The organism is Bacillus sp. YP1, assembly GCF_000877815.1.
GTDB classification, from domain to species: domain Bacteria; phylum Bacillota; class Bacilli; order Bacillales; family Bacillaceae; genus Bacillus; species Bacillus subtilis.
On record NZ_CP010014.1, the window covers coordinates 3973986 to 3989621 of the forward strand.

A 15636-nucleotide genomic window follows, 5' to 3' on the forward strand; every position below is an offset into this window, starting at 1 on the left:
AGATAAAAAGGGAGGTAGGCCCCTTGCTAGATGTGAACAATTTTGAGTATATGAACATCGGTCTTGCTTCACCAGATAAAATCCGTTCATGGTCTTTTGGTGAAGTGAAAAAGCCTGAAACGATAAACTATCGTACGTTAAAACCTGAAAAGGACGGTCTATTCTGCGAACGCATTTTCGGACCTACTAAGGACTGGGAATGTCATTGCGGGAAGTACAAGCGAGTTCGTTATAAAGGCGTAGTTTGTGACCGCTGCGGAGTCGAAGTAACACGGGCTAAAGTCCGTCGTGAGAGAATGGGGCACATTGAACTGGCTGCCCCAGTTTCCCACATTTGGTATTTCAAAGGTATTCCAAGCCGTATGGGTCTTGTGCTGGATATGTCACCTCGTGCTTTAGAAGAAGTCATTTACTTTGCTTCTTACGTTGTAACTGATCCGGCGAATACACCGCTTGAAAAGAAACAGCTTCTGTCTGAGAAAGAATACCGTGCTTATCTTGATAAATACGGTAATAAATTCCAAGCATCTATGGGTGCTGAAGCAATTCATAAACTTCTTCAAGATATCGATCTTGTAAAAGAAGTTGATATGTTAAAAGAAGAGCTGAAAACTTCACAAGGACAACGCCGTACTCGTGCGATCAAACGTCTTGAAGTTTTAGAAGCCTTCCGTAACTCAGGAAACAAGCCTTCTTGGATGATCCTTGATGTGCTTCCTGTTATTCCTCCGGAGCTTAGACCGATGGTTCAGCTAGATGGCGGACGTTTTGCGACTTCTGATTTGAATGACCTTTATCGTCGTGTCATCAACCGTAACAATCGTTTGAAACGCCTTTTGGACCTTGGTGCGCCTAGCATCATCGTTCAAAACGAAAAGCGTATGCTTCAAGAGGCTGTCGATGCCCTAATTGACAACGGCCGCCGCGGACGCCCTGTAACAGGTCCTGGAAACAGACCGTTAAAATCTCTTTCTCACATGCTGAAAGGGAAGCAAGGCCGTTTCCGTCAAAACCTTCTTGGTAAACGTGTCGATTACTCCGGACGTTCTGTAATCGTTGTTGGTCCTCATTTGAAAATGTACCAATGCGGATTACCGAAGGAAATGGCACTTGAACTTTTCAAACCTTTCGTTATGAAAGAACTTGTTGAAAAAGGTCTTGCTCACAACATTAAGAGTGCGAAACGCAAAATTGAGCGCGTACAGCCTGAAGTTTGGGATGTACTAGAATCAGTTATTAAGGAGCATCCGGTACTGCTGAACCGTGCCCCTACACTTCACAGATTAGGTATCCAGGCGTTTGAACCAACGCTTGTTGAAGGACGCGCAATCCGTCTTCACCCGCTCGTATGTACAGCTTACAACGCTGACTTTGACGGTGACCAAATGGCGGTTCACGTACCATTATCTGCTGAAGCACAAGCTGAAGCACGCATCTTGATGCTTGCTGCTCAAAACATCTTGAACCCTAAAGATGGTAAACCGGTTGTAACACCGTCTCAGGATATGGTACTAGGTAACTATTACCTGACACTTGAGCGTGCCGGTGCTGTCGGTGAAGGTATGGTCTTCAAGAATACAGACGAAGCGCTTCTTGCTTATCAAAACGGATATGTTCACCTTCATACGAGAGTAGCTGTTGCAGCTAACTCACTTAAGAATGTGACATTTACCGAAGAACAGCGCTCAAAATTGTTAATTACAACTGTCGGTAAGCTTGTCTTCAATGAAATTCTTCCGGAATCATTCCCTTACATGAATGAACCAACGAAGAGCAACATTGAAGAGAAAACACCTGACCGTTTCTTCTTAGAAAAAGGTGCTGATGTTAAAGCTGTTATCGCACAGCAGCCAATCAATGCGCCGTTTAAAAAAGGCATTCTGGGTAAAATCATCGCGGAAATCTTTAAACGATTCCATATTACGGAAACGTCTAAAATGCTTGACCGCATGAAAAACCTAGGTTTCAAATATTCAACTAAAGCTGGTATTACAGTTGGGGTTTCTGACATCGTCGTACTCGATGATAAACAAGAAATTCTTGAGGAAGCGCAAAGCAAAGTTGACAACGTTATGAAGCAATTCCGCCGCGGTCTTATCACTGAAGAAGAACGCTATGAGAGAGTCATCTCTATCTGGAGTGCTGCAAAAGACGTTATCCAAGGCAAACTGATGAAATCACTTGATGAACTCAACCCGATCTACATGATGAGTGACTCTGGTGCCCGTGGTAACGCATCTAACTTTACGCAGCTTGCCGGAATGCGCGGCCTGATGGCCAACCCGGCTGGACGTATCATTGAGTTGCCGATCAAATCAAGTTTCCGTGAAGGTCTGACAGTATTGGAGTACTTTATCTCCACACACGGTGCGCGTAAAGGTCTTGCCGATACCGCTCTTAAAACTGCTGACTCAGGTTACCTTACACGCCGTCTCGTTGACGTTGCTCAGGATGTTATCATCCGTGAAACTGATTGCGGAACTGACCGAGGCATTCTTGCTAAGCCTCTTAAAGAAGGAACTGAAACAATTGAGCGCTTAGAAGAACGCTTAATCGGACGTTTTGCAAGAAAACAAGTGAAGCACCCTGAAACAGGTGAAGTGCTTGTGAATGAAAACGAACTGATCGATGAAGATAAAGCACTGGAGATTGTCGAAGCCGGCATTGAAGAAGTGTGGATCCGTTCTGCCTTCACATGTAATACGCCTCATGGTGTATGTAAACGATGCTATGGCCGAAATCTTGCAACTGGCTCCGATGTTGAAGTCGGTGAAGCTGTCGGAATCATTGCTGCCCAATCAATCGGTGAGCCTGGTACACAGTTAACAATGCGTACATTCCATACAGGCGGGGTTGCCGGAGACGATATCACACAGGGTCTTCCGCGTATCCAAGAGCTTTTCGAAGCGCGTAATCCGAAAGGTCAGGCAACAATTACAGAAATCGACGGTACAGTCGTTGAGATCAATGAAGTTCGTGATAAGCAACAGGAAATTGTGGTTCAAGGCGCAGTGGAAACACGTTCTTATACGGCACCTTACAACTCCCGCCTGAAAGTAGCGGAAGGAGATAAAATTACTCGAGGCCAAGTACTGACAGAAGGTTCAATCGATCCGAAAGAACTTCTTAAAGTGACTGACCTGACGACTGTTCAAGAGTATCTTCTCCATGAGGTTCAAAAGGTTTACCGTATGCAGGGTGTTGAAATCGGTGATAAACACGTAGAAGTAATGGTTCGCCAGATGCTTCGCAAAGTACGCGTGATTGATGCCGGTGACACTGATGTGCTTCCAGGTACATTGCTTGATATTCACCAATTTACTGAAGCGAACAAAAAGGTATTGCTTGAAGGCAACCGACCAGCTACAGGCCGTCCTGTCTTACTCGGTATTACAAAAGCATCTCTTGAAACTGATTCATTCTTATCTGCTGCTTCCTTCCAGGAAACAACACGTGTCCTTACAGATGCAGCGATCAAAGGTAAGCGTGACGAGCTTCTCGGCTTGAAAGAGAATGTTATCATCGGTAAGCTTGTTCCAGCAGGTACAGGAATGATGAAATACCGTAAAGTAAAACCAGTATCAAATGTTCAGCCGACTGACGATATGGTCCCGGTTGAATAACTGATTTAACTCTGCTGAAAGACTGCAAAAACAGTCTTTCAGCAGATATATTTATGAAAAAGTCACTCTATGAGAAGAACGAATCTAAAAAATGTCATACCTTGTTGACATTCGTCTCCTAGAATGATAATATAACCAAGGTGCTCGAAATAAACCTGTTACTTTGGAGGATATGTTTATGTCTTATGATAAAGTATCACAGGCCAAATCAATTATTATTGGTACGAAGCAAACAGTGAAAGCTCTAAAGCGAGGTTCAGTAAAGGAAGTAGTCGTTGCAAAAGACGCAGATCCGATACTCACGTCAAGTGTTGTTTCACTTGCTGAAGATCAAGGTATCTCTGTCTCAATGGTTGAATCCATGAAAAAGCTCGGCAAAGCCTGCGGAATTGAGGTAGGAGCAGCCGCTGTTGCCATTATTTTATAACGTACTTTTGTTTTTGCGTAAGATTCCATCTTGTGTAAAGACATTGTTTTTTGCCTTTTGATGAACCACCTGGGTATGTGGGTTATAAAACGTAATGAAGGGAGGAAAAATTCATGCCTACAATTAATCAGCTAATTCGCAAAGGACGCGTGAGTAAAGTAGAAAACTCAAAGTCTCCTGCACTTAACAAAGGATACAACAGCTTTAAAAAAGAGCACACTAACGTATCTTCTCCACAAAAACGCGGGGTATGTACTCGTGTTGGTACAATGACACCGAAAAAACCGAACTCAGCACTTCGTAAATATGCTCGTGTTCGTTTGACTAACGGAATCGAGGTTACTGCTTACATTCCTGGTATCGGTCACAACCTGCAAGAGCACAGTGTTGTACTTATCCGCGGCGGACGTGTAAAAGACTTACCAGGGGTACGTTACCACATCGTTCGTGGTGCGCTTGATACTGCTGGAGTTGAAAACCGTGCACAAGGCCGTTCTAAATACGGTACGAAAAAACCTAAAGCAAAATAATATACGAAAATACGCATAATTGATGAAGGGAGGATATTCAGATGCCACGTAAAGGTCCTGTAGCAAAAAGAGATGTTTTACCTGATCCGATTTACAACTCTAAGCTTGTATCTCGTTTAATCAACAAAATGATGATCGATGGTAAAAAAGGTAAGTCTCAAACGATCCTATACAAGTCATTCGATATCATTAAAGAACGTACTGGCAATGATGCAATGGAGGTTTTCGAACAAGCATTGAAAAACATCATGCCTGTACTTGAAGTAAAAGCACGCCGTGTAGGTGGTGCGAACTACCAAGTTCCTGTAGAAGTTCGTCCTGAACGTCGTACGACTCTTGGACTTCGCTGGTTAGTTAACTACGCTCGTCTTCGTGGAGAAAAAACGATGGAAGAGCGTTTAGCTAACGAAATCCTTGACGCAGCTAACAACACTGGTGCTGCTGTTAAGAAACGTGAAGACACTCATAAGATGGCTGAAGCAAACAAAGCATTTGCTCACTATCGCTGGTAGGATTTATAGATTAACAAAACACAATTTCCTAATAAGGAAGGAGAAATTACCCAATGGCAAGAGAGTTCTCCTTAGAAAAAACTCGTAATATCGGTATCATGGCTCACATCGATGCCGGTAAAACGACTACTACAGAACGTATCTTGTTCTATACTGGTCGTATCCACAAAATTGGTGAAACTCATGAAGGAGCTTCACAAATGGACTGGATGGAGCAGGAACAAGAACGTGGTATCACAATCACTTCCGCTGCGACTACTGCACAGTGGAAAGGATACCGCGTAAACATCATCGATACTCCAGGACACGTAGACTTCACAGTTGAAGTTGAACGTTCTCTTCGTGTACTTGATGGTGCTGTTGCTGTACTTGACGCGCAATCAGGCGTTGAGCCTCAAACAGAAACTGTTTGGCGTCAGGCAACAACTTATGGAGTACCGCGTATCGTTTTTGTTAACAAAATGGACAAAATCGGTGCAGACTTCCTTTACTCTGTAGGAACTTTAAGAGACCGTCTTCAAGCAAACGCTCATGCAATTCAATTGCCGATCGGTGCTGAAGATAACTTCGAAGGTATCATTGACCTTGTAGAAAACGTTGCGTATTTCTACGAAGATGACCTCGGAACTCGTTCTGATGCAAAAGAAATCCCTGAAGAGTACAAAGAGCAAGCTGAAGAGCTTCGCAACAGCCTTATTGAAGCTGTATGTGAGCTTGATGAAGAGCTTATGGATAAGTACCTTGAGGGTGAAGAAATCACAATTGACGAGTTAAAAGCAGGAATTCGTAAAGGTACATTAAATGTTGAATTCTACCCTGTTCTTGTTGGTTCTGCCTTCAAAAACAAAGGTGTTCAACTAGTACTTGATGCTGTTCTTGACTACCTTCCTGCACCAACTGACGTTGCTGCAATCAAAGGTACACGTCCTGATACAAATGAAGAGATTGAGCGTCATTCTTCTGACGAAGAGCCATTCTCTGCATTAGCATTTAAAGTTATGACTGACCCTTACGTTGGTAAGTTGACGTTCTTCCGTGTGTACTCTGGAACACTTGATTCTGGTTCATACGTGAAAAACTCTACTAAAGGCAAACGTGAGCGTGTTGGACGTATTCTTCAAATGCACGCTAACAGCCGTGAAGAAATCTCTACTGTATACGCAGGGGATATCGCAGCTGCTGTAGGTCTAAAAGATACAACTACTGGAGATACTCTATGTGATGAGAAGGATCTTGTTATCCTTGAGTCAATGGAATTCCCAGAACCAGTTATCGACGTTGCTATTGAGCCTAAATCAAAAGCTGACCAAGATAAAATGGGTATCGCTTTAGCGAAACTTGCTGAAGAAGATCCTACATTCCGTACTCAAACAAACCCAGAAACTGGCCAAACGATCATCTCTGGTATGGGTGAACTTCACCTTGATATCATTGTTGACCGTATGAAACGCGAATTTAAAGTAGAAGCCAATGTTGGTGCTCCTCAAGTTGCGTACCGTGAAACATTCCGTACCGGTGCAAAAGTTGAAGGTAAATTCGTACGTCAGTCTGGTGGACGCGGTCAGTTCGGACACGTTTGGATCGAATTCGAACCAAACGAAGAAGGCGCTGGCTTTGAATTTGAAAATGCGATTGTCGGTGGGGTCGTTCCTCGTGAATACATCCCAGCTGTTCAAGCAGGTCTGGAAGATGCACTCGAAAATGGTGTACTAGCAGGCTTCCCGCTTATCGACATTAAAGCTAAACTTTTCGACGGTTCTTACCATGATGTTGACTCAAACGAAATGGCATTTAAAGTCGCTGCTTCTATGGCATTGAAAAATGCAGTCAGCAAATGTAACCCAGTTCTTCTTGAACCAATCATGAAAGTGGAAGTGGTTATTCCAGAAGAATATATGGGAGATATCATGGGTGATATCACTTCACGTCGCGGACGCGTAGAAGGTATGGAAGCACGCGGTAACGCTCAAGTTGTTCGTGCTATGGTTCCTCTTGCTGAAATGTTCGGTTACGCTACTGCACTTCGTTCTAATACGCAAGGTCGCGGTACGTTCACTATGCACATGGATCACTACGAAGAAGTGCCGAAGAGCGTCGCAGAAGAAATTATCAAAAAAAATAAAGGCGAATAATTGATTTTGCCGCTTAACTCAAGTATAACTACTATTGTAAGATGAGGAAGTGAAAGCTTTCTTTCACTTCCTATCACTCTATACATTACTAATTAAAAGCTCTTAAGGAGGATTTTAGAATGGCTAAAGAAAAATTCGACCGTTCCAAATCACATGCCAATATTGGTACAATTGGACACGTTGACCATGGTAAAACAACTTTAACTGCTGCTATCACAACAGTACTTCATAAGAAATCTGGTAAAGGTACAGCTATGGCGTACGATCAAATTGATGGTGCTCCAGAAGAACGCGAGCGCGGTATCACAATCTCTACTGCACACGTTGAGTACGAAACTGAAACTCGTCACTATGCACACGTTGACTGCCCAGGACACGCTGACTATGTTAAAAACATGATCACTGGTGCTGCGCAAATGGACGGAGCTATCCTTGTAGTATCTGCTGCTGATGGCCCAATGCCACAAACTCGTGAGCACATCCTTCTTTCTAAAAACGTTGGTGTACCATACATCGTTGTATTCTTAAACAAATGCGACATGGTAGACGACGAAGAGCTTCTTGAACTAGTTGAAATGGAAGTTCGCGATCTTCTTAGCGAATACGACTTCCCTGGTGATGATGTACCAGTTGTTAAAGGTTCTGCTCTTAAAGCTCTTGAAGGAGACGCTGAGTGGGAAGCTAAAATCTTCGAACTTATGGATGCGGTTGATGAGTACATCCCAACTCCAGAACGCGACACTGAAAAACCATTCATGATGCCAGTTGAGGACGTATTCTCAATCACTGGTCGTGGTACAGTTGCTACTGGCCGTGTAGAACGCGGACAAGTTAAAGTCGGTGACGAAGTTGAAATCATCGGTCTTCAAGAAGAGAACAAGAAAACAACTGTTACAGGTGTTGAAATGTTCCGTAAGCTTCTTGATTACGCTGAAGCTGGTGACAACATTGGTGCCCTTCTTCGCGGTGTATCTCGTGAAGAAATCCAACGTGGTCAAGTACTTGCTAAACCAGGTACAATCACTCCACACAGCAAATTCAAAGCTGAAGTTTACGTTCTTTCTAAAGAAGAGGGTGGACGTCATACTCCATTCTTCTCTAACTACCGTCCTCAGTTCTACTTCCGTACAACTGACGTAACTGGTATCATCCATCTTCCAGAAGGCGTAGAAATGGTTATGCCTGGAGATAACACTGAAATGAACGTTGAACTTATTTCTACAATCGCTATCGAAGAAGGAACTCGTTTCTCTATTCGTGAAGGCGGACGTACTGTTGGTTCAGGCGTTGTTTCTACAATCACTGAGTAATAGTATGGTTTTAAACGAGACCCCTGTGGGTCTCGTTTTTTGTTTGCTTATCTTTTTCTTGTATAATAGGATCTATCATATTCGAGGGGTTAATATTTATGATTCCTGAAAAGAAATCAATCGCAATCATGAAAGAACTAAGCATTGGAAATACAAAGCAAATGCTGATGATTAATGGAGTTGACGTGAAAAATCCATTGCTGCTTTTTTTACATGGCGGGCCGGGAACGCCGCAAATCGGATATGTTAGACATTATCAAAAAGAGCTGGAACAGTATTTTACAGTAGTTCATTGGGATCAGAGAGGATCGGGGCTTTCTTATTCTAAGCGAATTTCGCATCACTCTATGACAATAAATCACTTCATTAAAGATACAATCCAAGTCACTCAATGGCTTTTAGCTCATTTTTCAAAATCAAAACTTTACCTAGCCGGTCATTCTTGGGGATCAATACTGGCGCTTCATGTGCTGCAGCAGCGTCCTGATTTATTTTACACGTATTATGGAATCAGCCAGGTTGTTAACCCGCAAGATGAAGAATCAACTGCTTATCAACATATTCGTGAAATTTCCGAATCAAAAAAAGCCAGCATATTATCTTTCCTTACACGTTTCATTGGTGCTCCGCCTTGGAAGCAGGATATCCAGCACCTTATCTATCGGTTTTGTGTTGAGCTAACCAGGGGAGGATTCACTCACCGTCATCGTCAATCTCTCGCTGTATTATTTCAAATGCTTACTGGCAATGAGTATGGAGTGCGGAACATGCACAGCTTCCTTAATGGATTGCGCTTCAGTAAAAAACATTTAACTGATGAGTTGTACCGGTTTAATGCTTTTACATCAGTTCCTTCTATTAAAGTACCGTGTGTTTTCATTTCAGGGAAACATGACTTAATTGTTCCTGCAGAAATATCGAAACAGTATTATCAAGAACTTGAGGCACCTGAAAAGCGCTGGTTTCAATTTGAGAATTCAGCTCACACCCCGCATATTGAGGAGCCATCATTATTCGCGAACACATTAAGTCGGCATGCACGACACCATTTATGATAGATCCTTGATAAATAAGAAAAACCCCTGTATAATAAAAAAAGTGTGCAAATCATGCATATTTTAAATAAGTCTTGCAACATGCGCCTATTTTCTGTATAATGGTGTATGTTGGTCTTTGACTGCGATGAAGTGAGAGGTTGCTGACACACCCGGCCGCTTTGCCATGGCAAGGTGTTCAGGTTTTTCTCACGGAGAACTGTCTAACGTGATGTAGGCGAAAAGGAGGGAAAATAATGGCAAAACAAAAAATTCGTATTCGTTTGAAAGCATATGATCATAGAATCCTTGATCAATCTGCAGAGAAGATTGTTGAAACGGCAAAACGTTCTGGTGCCAGCGTATCTGGTCCGATTCCGTTGCCAACTGAAAAATCAGTTTACACAATCCTTCGTGCGGTGCACAAATACAAAGATTCTCGTGAGCAATTTGAAATGCGTACACATAAACGTTTAATCGACATTGTGAACCCAACACCACAAACTGTTGATGCTCTTATGCGATTAGACTTACCATCTGGTGTCGATATCGAAATTAAACTTTAATTCTAAAATATAGAATGATCTTAATAGGAGGTGTGACGAATGACCAAAGGAATCTTAGGAAGAAAAATTGGTATGACGCAAGTATTCGCTGAGAATGGTGATCTTATTCCGGTAACTGTTATCGAGGCTGCTCCAAACGTTGTTCTTCAAAAGAAAACAGCTGAAAACGACGGTTACGAAGCAATCCAGCTTGGTTTTGACGACAAGCGTGAAAAGCTTTCTAACAAACCTGAAAAAGGGCACGTTGCAAAAGCGGAAACTGCTCCTAAGCGCTTCGTTAAAGAATTACGCGGAGTGGAAATGGATGCGTATGAAGTTGGTCAGGAAGTCAAGGTTGAAATTTTCTCTGCTGGAGAAATCGTAGATGTAACAGGAGTATCTAAAGGTAAAGGTTTCCAAGGTGCGATCAAGCGCCACGGACAATCTCGCGGACCTATGTCTCACGGTTCACGCTACCACCGTCGTCCTGGTTCAATGGGACCTGTAGATCCTAACCGTGTATTCAAAGGTAAATTATTACCTGGACGTATGGGCGGAGAGCAAATCACTGTTCAAAACCTTGAAATCGTAAAAGTTGATGCAGAACGCAATCTTCTTTTGATCAAAGGTAACGTACCTGGTGCGAAGAAATCTTTAATCACTGTTAAAAGTGCTGTTAAATCTAAATAATTCTCTTAGGAAAGGAGGAAATTGATTATGCCAAAAGTAGCATTATACAACCAAAACGGTTCTACTGCTGGTGACATCGAATTAAACGCTTCTGTATTTGGTATCGAACCAAATGAGAGTGTTGTATTCGACGCTATTCTTATGCAAAGAGCTTCCTTACGTCAAGGAACTCACAAAGTAAAAAATCGTTCTGAAGTACGCGGCGGAGGTCGTAAACCATGGCGTCAAAAAGGTACTGGACGTGCCCGTCAAGGTTCAATCCGTTCACCGCAATGGCGCGGAGGTGGTGTCGTATTCGGCCCAACACCACGCAGCTATTCTTATAAATTACCTAAAAAAGTTCGCCGCTTGGCAATCAAATCAGTATTGTCTTCTAAAGTGATCGACAACAACATCATCGTTCTTGAAGATCTTACTCTTGATACGGCTAAAACAAAAGAAATGGCAGCTATCCTTAAAGGATTATCTGTTGAGAAAAAAGCTTTAATCGTAACTGCGGATGCAAACGAAGCAGTAGCATTATCTGCTCGTAACATTCCTGGAGTTACTGTTGTTGAAGCTAACGGAATCAACGTTTTAGACGTTGTCAACCACGAGAAGCTTCTGATTACAAAAGCAGCGGTTGAAAAAGTAGAGGAGGTGCTTGCATAATGAAAGATCCTCGTGATGTTCTAAAGCGCCCCGTCATTACTGAACGTTCTGCCGATTTAATGACTGAAAAAAAATATACTTTTGAAGTTGATGTAAGAGCTAACAAAACAGAAGTGAAAGACGCGGTTGAAAGCATCTTTGGAGTGAAAGTTGACAAAGTCAACATCATGAACTACAAAGGCAAATCAAAACGTGTTGGACGCTACACTGGTATGACTAGCCGTCGCAGAAAAGCGATCGTAAAACTTACTGCAGACAGCAAAGAAATCGAAATTTTTGAAGCTTAATTATCTGTAAAAAGAAGGAGGGAAATTCAAAATGGCGATTAAAAAGTATAAACCGACCTCTAATGGACGTCGTGGCATGACAACTTCAGATTTTGCTGAAATCACGACTGACAAGCCGGAAAAATCCTTGCTTGCTCCCCTTCACAAAAAAGGCGGACGTAACAACCAAGGTAAATTGACTGTACGTCACCAAGGTGGCGGACATAAACGCCAATACCGTGTTATCGACTTCAAACGCGATAAAGATGGTATACCTGGACGCGTTGCTACAGTTGAATACGATCCAAACCGTTCAGCTAACATCGCTCTAATCAACTATGCAGACGGAGAAAAACGTTACATTCTTGCTCCTAAAGGAATTCAAGTAGGTACTGAAATCATGTCAGGTCCTGAAGCTGACATTAAAGTAGGTAATGCACTTCCACTTATCAACATCCCTGTTGGTACAGTTGTGCATAACATTGAATTAAAACCTGGTAAAGGCGGACAGCTTGTACGTTCAGCTGGTACATCTGCTCAGGTTCTTGGTAAAGAAGGTAAATACGTTCTTGTACGTCTTAACTCTGGTGAAGTTCGCATGATCCTTTCTGCTTGCCGTGCTTCTATCGGTCAAGTAGGTAACGAACAGCACGAACTTATCAACATTGGTAAAGCTGGACGTTCTCGCTGGAAAGGCATCCGTCCTACAGTTCGTGGTTCTGTAATGAACCCTAACGATCACCCACACGGTGGTGGTGAAGGACGTGCGCCAATCGGACGTAAATCACCAATGTCTCCATGGGGCAAACCAACTCTTGGATTCAAGACTCGTAAGAAAAAGAACAAATCCGATAAATTTATCGTACGTCGTCGTAAAAATAAATAACGGGGTTGTCTACGGTTCTTTTCGGACCGTAGTGCAATCACGAAGGGAGGTTCCAAAATGGCTCGCAGCTTAAAAAAAGGACCATTTGTCGATGGACACTTGATGACTAAAATCGAGAAATTAAATGAAACAGACAAGAAACAAGTCGTAAAAACTTGGTCTCGTCGTTCTACTATTTTCCCACAGTTTATTGGTCACACAATCGCAGTCTATGACGGACGTAAACACGTGCCTGTATTCATCTCTGAAGATATGGTAGGGCACAAGTTGGGTGAATTCGCTCCAACTCGTACGTACAAAGGTCATGCTAGTGATGACAAAAAAACAAGACGCTAAGAGAGGAGGCTTTTAAATGCAAGCTAAAGCTGTTGCAAGAACAGTCCGTATTGCTCCTCGTAAAGCACGTCTAGTAATGGACCTGATTCGAGGCAAGCAAGTAGGTGAGGCAGTATCAATCTTGAACCTTACACCAAGAGCTGCTTCTCCAATTATCGAGAAAGTATTAAAATCCGCTATTGCAAATGCTGAGCATAACTATGAAATGGACGCTAACAACCTGGTTATTTCTCAAGCATTCGTTGACGAAGGCCCTACGTTAAAAAGATTCCGCCCACGTGCTATGGGACGTGCGAGCCAAATCAACAAACGTACGAGCCACATTACAATCGTTGTATCAGAAAAGAAGGAGGGATAAGTAGTGGGTCAAAAGGTAAATCCAGTCGGTCTTCGTATCGGAGTCATTCGTGATTGGGAATCTAAGTGGTACGCTGGTAAAGATTACGCTGACTTCCTGCACGAAGATTTAAAAATTCGTGAATACATTAGCAAACGCCTTTCTGACGCTTCTGTTTCTAAAGTAGAAATTGAGCGTGCAGCAAACCGCGTTAACATTACGATCCACACAGCTAAGCCTGGTATGGTTATCGGTAAAGGCGGTTCTGAAGTCGAAGCACTTCGCAAAGCCCTTAACAGCCTTACTGGCAAGCGTGTACACATTAACATTCTTGAAATCAAAAGAGCAGATCTTGATGCACAGCTAGTTGCTGACAACATCGCTCGTCAATTAGAAAACCGTGTTTCTTTCCGCCGTGCGCAGAAACAACAAATCCAACGTACTATGCGTGCTGGAGCACAAGGTGTGAAAACAATGGTTTCTGGTCGTCTTGGCGGTGCAGATATCGCTCGTTCTGAATACTACAGTGAAGGAACTGTTCCATTGCACACATTACGTGCGGACATTGACTATGCAACATCTGAAGCTGATACTACTTACGGTAAGCTTGGTGTAAAAGTCTGGATCTATCGTGGAGAGGTTCTTCCTACTAAGAAGAAAAATGAGGAAGGAGGAAAATAATATGTTATTACCAAAACGCGTTAAATATCGCAGAGAGCATCGCGGAAAAATGCGTGGCCGTGCGAAAGGCGGTACTGAAGTACATTTCGGAGAATTCGGTATCCAAGCTCTAGAAGCTTCTTGGATTACTAACCGTCAAATCGAAGCTGCACGTATTGCGATGACTCGTTACATGAAACGTGGCGGTAAAGTTTGGATCAAAATTTTCCCTTCTAAACCTTACACTGCTAAACCACTTGAGGTACGTATGGGATCCGGTAAAGGGGCTCCAGAAGGTTGGGTAGCTGTTGTAAAACCGGGCAAAGTTTTATTTGAAATTTCTGGTGTGTCTGAAGAGGTTGCTCGTGAAGCGCTTCGCCTTGCATCTCACAAATTGCCAATTAAAACGAAGTTCGTAAAACGTGAAGAAATTGGTGGTGAATCAAATGAAAGCTAATGAAATTCGTGACCTTACCACTGCTGAAATTGAACAAAAAGTAAAGTCTCTTAAAGAAGAACTTTTCAATCTTCGCTTTCAATTAGCGACAGGACAACTTGAAAATACTGCTCGCATTCGTGAAGTGCGCAAAGCTATCGCGCGCATGAAAACTGTGATTCGTGAAAGAGAAATTGCTGCTAATAAATAATCACTGAGGGGAGGTCGTGAGCATGAGCGAACGTAACCAACGCAAAGTTTACCAAGGCCGTGTTGTTTCTGACAAAATGGATAAAACCATTACTGTTGTTGTTGAGACATACAAAAAACATACACTTTACGGTAAACGCGTAAAATACTCAAAAAAATTCAAAGCACATGATGAAAATAATCAAGCTAAAATCGGTGACATCGTTAAGATCATGGAAACTCGTCCATTGTCTGCAACTAAGCGTTTCCGTCTAGTTGAAGTTGTCGAAGAAGCTGTTATTATCTAATAAAGTTCGGAATTCTTTTTCCGAAGGGAGGTAACAAATAATGATTCAACAAGAGACTCGTTTAAAAGTAGCTGACAACTCTGGCGCACGTGAAGTACTTACTATTAAAGTTCTTGGTGGTTCTGGACGTAAAACAGCTAACATTGGTGATGTAATTGTTTGCACGGTTAAACAAGCAACACCAGGAGGCGTTGTCAAAAAAGGTGAAGTCGTAAAAGCTGTTATCGTTCGCACTAAAAGCGGAGCGCGCAGAAGTGACGGTTCATACATCAGCTTCGATGAGAATGCATGTGTTATCATCCGTGACGACAAGAGCCCACGCGGAACTCGTATCTTCGGACCAGTTGCTCGTGAATTGCGTGAAAACAACTTTATGAAAATTGTTTCTCTAGCTCCAGAAGTTATCTAATTGAAATAAATGCCTTACTCAAGGAGGTGCGATCAGGATGCATGTAAAAAAAGGCGATAAAGTTATGGTTATCTCTGGTAAAGATAAAGGCAAACAAGGAACAATCCTTGCTGCTTTCCCTAAAAAGGACCGCGTTTTAGTTGAAGGTGTTAACATGGTAAAGAAACACTCTAAACCAACTCAAGCTAACCCTCAAGGCGGTATTTCTAATCAAGAGGCGCCAATTCATGTATCAAACGTTATGCCGCTCGATCCTAAAACAGGTGAAGTGACTCGCGTAGGATACAAAGTGGAAGATGGCAAAAAAGTTCGTGTAGCAAAAAAATCTGGGCAAGTTCTAGATAAATAGTATTAA

20 protein-coding genes are annotated in these 15636 nt (G+C 42.6%); all 20 read left to right on the forward strand.

Translation table 11 applies throughout. The features are described 5' to 3' along the window. Positions 1-23: 23 nt before the first annotated feature. The 20 genes from rpoC to rplX all read left to right on the forward strand — a co-directional run bounded on the left by rpoC (position 24) and on the right by rplX (position 15630). Entirely contained in the window at positions 24-3623 is a 3600-nt protein-coding gene (gene rpoC, locus QF06_RS19610) for a DNA-directed RNA polymerase subunit beta' (protein WP_004399688.1), read from the forward strand. Between the two features lie 178 nt (positions 3624-3801). Further along, positions 3802-4050 carry a 50S ribosomal protein L7ae-like protein gene (locus QF06_RS19615; RefSeq protein WP_003225778.1) on the forward strand — a complete coding sequence of 83 codons (249 nt, stop codon included), beginning with the start codon at positions 3802-3804 and terminating at the stop codon, positions 4048-4050. A gap of 113 nt (positions 4051-4163) precedes the next feature. Further along, the gene (rpsL, locus tag QF06_RS19620; protein ID WP_003225781.1) at positions 4164-4580 is read left to right on the forward strand and encodes a 30S ribosomal protein S12; all 417 of its coding nucleotides are present in this window, start codon (positions 4164-4166) and stop codon (positions 4578-4580) included. A 41-nt stretch (positions 4581-4621) separates the two neighbouring features. Continuing rightward, positions 4622-5092 carry a 30S ribosomal protein S7 gene (gene rpsG, locus QF06_RS19625; protein ID WP_003225784.1) on the forward strand — a complete coding sequence of 157 codons (471 nt, stop codon included), beginning with the start codon at positions 4622-4624 and terminating at the stop codon, positions 5090-5092. A 53-nt stretch (positions 5093-5145) separates the two neighbouring features. After that, positions 5146-7224, forward strand: coding sequence for an elongation factor G (fusA, locus tag QF06_RS19630; protein WP_003235056.1), 2079 nt, complete (start codon positions 5146-5148; stop codon positions 7222-7224). A 119-nt stretch (positions 7225-7343) separates the two neighbouring features. Continuing rightward, positions 7344-8534 (forward strand): elongation factor Tu, encoded by a 1191-nt coding sequence (gene tuf, locus QF06_RS19635; protein WP_003235058.1) that lies wholly within the window; start codon positions 7344-7346, stop codon positions 8532-8534. 98 nt (positions 8535-8632) lie between these two features. After that, positions 8633-9589, forward strand: a complete 957-nt coding sequence (locus QF06_RS19640; RefSeq protein WP_003235060.1) for an alpha/beta fold hydrolase — start codon at positions 8633-8635, stop codon at positions 9587-9589. A 236-nt stretch (positions 9590-9825) separates the two neighbouring features. Further along, complete coding sequence (rpsJ, locus tag QF06_RS19645) at positions 9826-10134, forward strand: 30S ribosomal protein S10 (RefSeq protein ID WP_003156464.1); 309 nt, start codon at positions 9826-9828, stop codon at positions 10132-10134. 39 nt (positions 10135-10173) lie between these two features. Then, positions 10174-10803, forward strand: coding sequence for a 50S ribosomal protein L3 (rplC, locus tag QF06_RS19650; RefSeq protein ID WP_004399671.1), 630 nt, complete (start codon positions 10174-10176; stop codon positions 10801-10803). Between the two features lie 27 nt (positions 10804-10830). After that, a complete protein-coding gene (rplD, locus tag QF06_RS19655; RefSeq protein WP_004399658.1) occupies positions 10831-11454 on the forward strand; it encodes a 50S ribosomal protein L4 in 624 nt (207 codons plus the stop codon). Next, the gene (gene rplW / locus QF06_RS19660; RefSeq protein WP_003156467.1) at positions 11454-11741 is read left to right on the forward strand and encodes a 50S ribosomal protein L23; all 288 of its coding nucleotides are present in this window, start codon (positions 11454-11456) and stop codon (positions 11739-11741) included. Before rplD ends, rplW begins: the two co-directional genes overlap by 1 nt. 31 nt (positions 11742-11772) lie before the next feature. Then, entirely contained in the window at positions 11773-12606 is an 834-nt protein-coding gene (gene rplB, locus QF06_RS19665) for a 50S ribosomal protein L2 (protein ID WP_003225795.1), read from the forward strand. Positions 12607-12663: 57 nt separating this feature from the next. Next, entirely contained in the window at positions 12664-12942 is a 279-nt protein-coding gene (rpsS, locus tag QF06_RS19670) for a 30S ribosomal protein S19 (protein ID WP_003156472.1), read from the forward strand. A gap of 16 nt (positions 12943-12958) precedes the next feature. Beyond that, the gene (gene rplV / locus QF06_RS19675; protein WP_003156475.1) at positions 12959-13300 is read left to right on the forward strand and encodes a 50S ribosomal protein L22; all 342 of its coding nucleotides are present in this window, start codon (positions 12959-12961) and stop codon (positions 13298-13300) included. 3 nt (positions 13301-13303) lie between these two features. After that, a complete protein-coding gene (rpsC, locus tag QF06_RS19680) occupies positions 13304-13960 on the forward strand; it encodes a 30S ribosomal protein S3 (protein WP_003235068.1) in 657 nt (218 codons plus the stop codon). Between the two features lies 1 nt (position 13961). Continuing rightward, on the forward strand, positions 13962-14396 hold the full coding sequence (rplP, locus tag QF06_RS19685; protein ID WP_003225801.1) for a 50S ribosomal protein L16: 435 nt from the start codon (positions 13962-13964) through the stop codon (positions 14394-14396). Further along, positions 14386-14586 carry a 50S ribosomal protein L29 gene (gene rpmC, locus QF06_RS19690; RefSeq protein ID WP_003156482.1) on the forward strand — a complete coding sequence of 67 codons (201 nt, stop codon included), beginning with the start codon at positions 14386-14388 and terminating at the stop codon, positions 14584-14586. Before rplP ends, rpmC begins: the two co-directional genes overlap by 11 nt. 22 nt (positions 14587-14608) lie before the next feature. Further along, a complete protein-coding gene (gene rpsQ / locus QF06_RS19695; RefSeq protein ID WP_003225804.1) occupies positions 14609-14872 on the forward strand; it encodes a 30S ribosomal protein S17 in 264 nt (87 codons plus the stop codon). A 40-nt stretch (positions 14873-14912) separates the two neighbouring features. After that, positions 14913-15281, forward strand: a complete 369-nt coding sequence (rplN, locus tag QF06_RS19700; protein ID WP_003225805.1) for a 50S ribosomal protein L14 — start codon at positions 14913-14915, stop codon at positions 15279-15281. Positions 15282-15318: 37 nt separating this feature from the next. After that, on the forward strand, positions 15319-15630 hold the full coding sequence (gene rplX, locus QF06_RS19705) for a 50S ribosomal protein L24 (RefSeq protein WP_003156486.1): 312 nt from the start codon (positions 15319-15321) through the stop codon (positions 15628-15630). Positions 15631-15636 lie beyond the last annotated feature (6 nt).

What these genes read in the sequence shown, in the direction of transcription:
- QF06_RS19615 (WP_003225778.1), top strand. Translation starts at nt 3,802, where the DNA reads ATGTCTTATGATAAAGTATCACAGGCCAAATCAATTATTATTGGTACG.
- rpsL (WP_003225781.1), top strand. Translation starts at nt 4,164, where the DNA reads ATGCCTACAATTAATCAGCTAATTCGCAAAGGACGCGTGAGTAAAGTA.
- rpsG (WP_003225784.1), top strand. Translation starts at nt 4,622, where the DNA reads ATGCCACGTAAAGGTCCTGTAGCAAAAAGAGATGTTTTACCTGATCCG.
- fusA (WP_003235056.1), top strand. Translation starts at nt 5,146, where the DNA reads ATGGCAAGAGAGTTCTCCTTAGAAAAAACTCGTAATATCGGTATCATG.
- tuf (WP_003235058.1), top strand. Translation starts at nt 7,344, where the DNA reads ATGGCTAAAGAAAAATTCGACCGTTCCAAATCACATGCCAATATTGGT.
- QF06_RS19640 (WP_003235060.1), top strand. Translation starts at nt 8,633, where the DNA reads ATGATTCCTGAAAAGAAATCAATCGCAATCATGAAAGAACTAAGCATT.
- rpsJ (WP_003156464.1), top strand. Translation starts at nt 9,826, where the DNA reads ATGGCAAAACAAAAAATTCGTATTCGTTTGAAAGCATATGATCATAGA.
- rplC (WP_004399671.1), top strand. Translation starts at nt 10,174, where the DNA reads ATGACCAAAGGAATCTTAGGAAGAAAAATTGGTATGACGCAAGTATTC.
- rplD (WP_004399658.1), top strand. Translation starts at nt 10,831, where the DNA reads ATGCCAAAAGTAGCATTATACAACCAAAACGGTTCTACTGCTGGTGAC.
- rplW (WP_003156467.1), top strand. Translation starts at nt 11,454, where the DNA reads ATGAAAGATCCTCGTGATGTTCTAAAGCGCCCCGTCATTACTGAACGT.
- rplB (WP_003225795.1), top strand. Translation starts at nt 11,773, where the DNA reads ATGGCGATTAAAAAGTATAAACCGACCTCTAATGGACGTCGTGGCATG.
- rpsS (WP_003156472.1), top strand. Translation starts at nt 12,664, where the DNA reads ATGGCTCGCAGCTTAAAAAAAGGACCATTTGTCGATGGACACTTGATG.
- rplV (WP_003156475.1), top strand. Translation starts at nt 12,959, where the DNA reads ATGCAAGCTAAAGCTGTTGCAAGAACAGTCCGTATTGCTCCTCGTAAA.
- rplP (WP_003225801.1), top strand. Translation starts at nt 13,962, where the DNA reads ATGTTATTACCAAAACGCGTTAAATATCGCAGAGAGCATCGCGGAAAA.
- rpmC (WP_003156482.1), top strand. Translation starts at nt 14,386, where the DNA reads ATGAAAGCTAATGAAATTCGTGACCTTACCACTGCTGAAATTGAACAA.
- rpsQ (WP_003225804.1), top strand. Translation starts at nt 14,609, where the DNA reads ATGAGCGAACGTAACCAACGCAAAGTTTACCAAGGCCGTGTTGTTTCT.
- rplN (WP_003225805.1), top strand. Translation starts at nt 14,913, where the DNA reads ATGATTCAACAAGAGACTCGTTTAAAAGTAGCTGACAACTCTGGCGCA.
- rplX (WP_003156486.1), top strand. Translation starts at nt 15,319, where the DNA reads ATGCATGTAAAAAAAGGCGATAAAGTTATGGTTATCTCTGGTAAAGAT.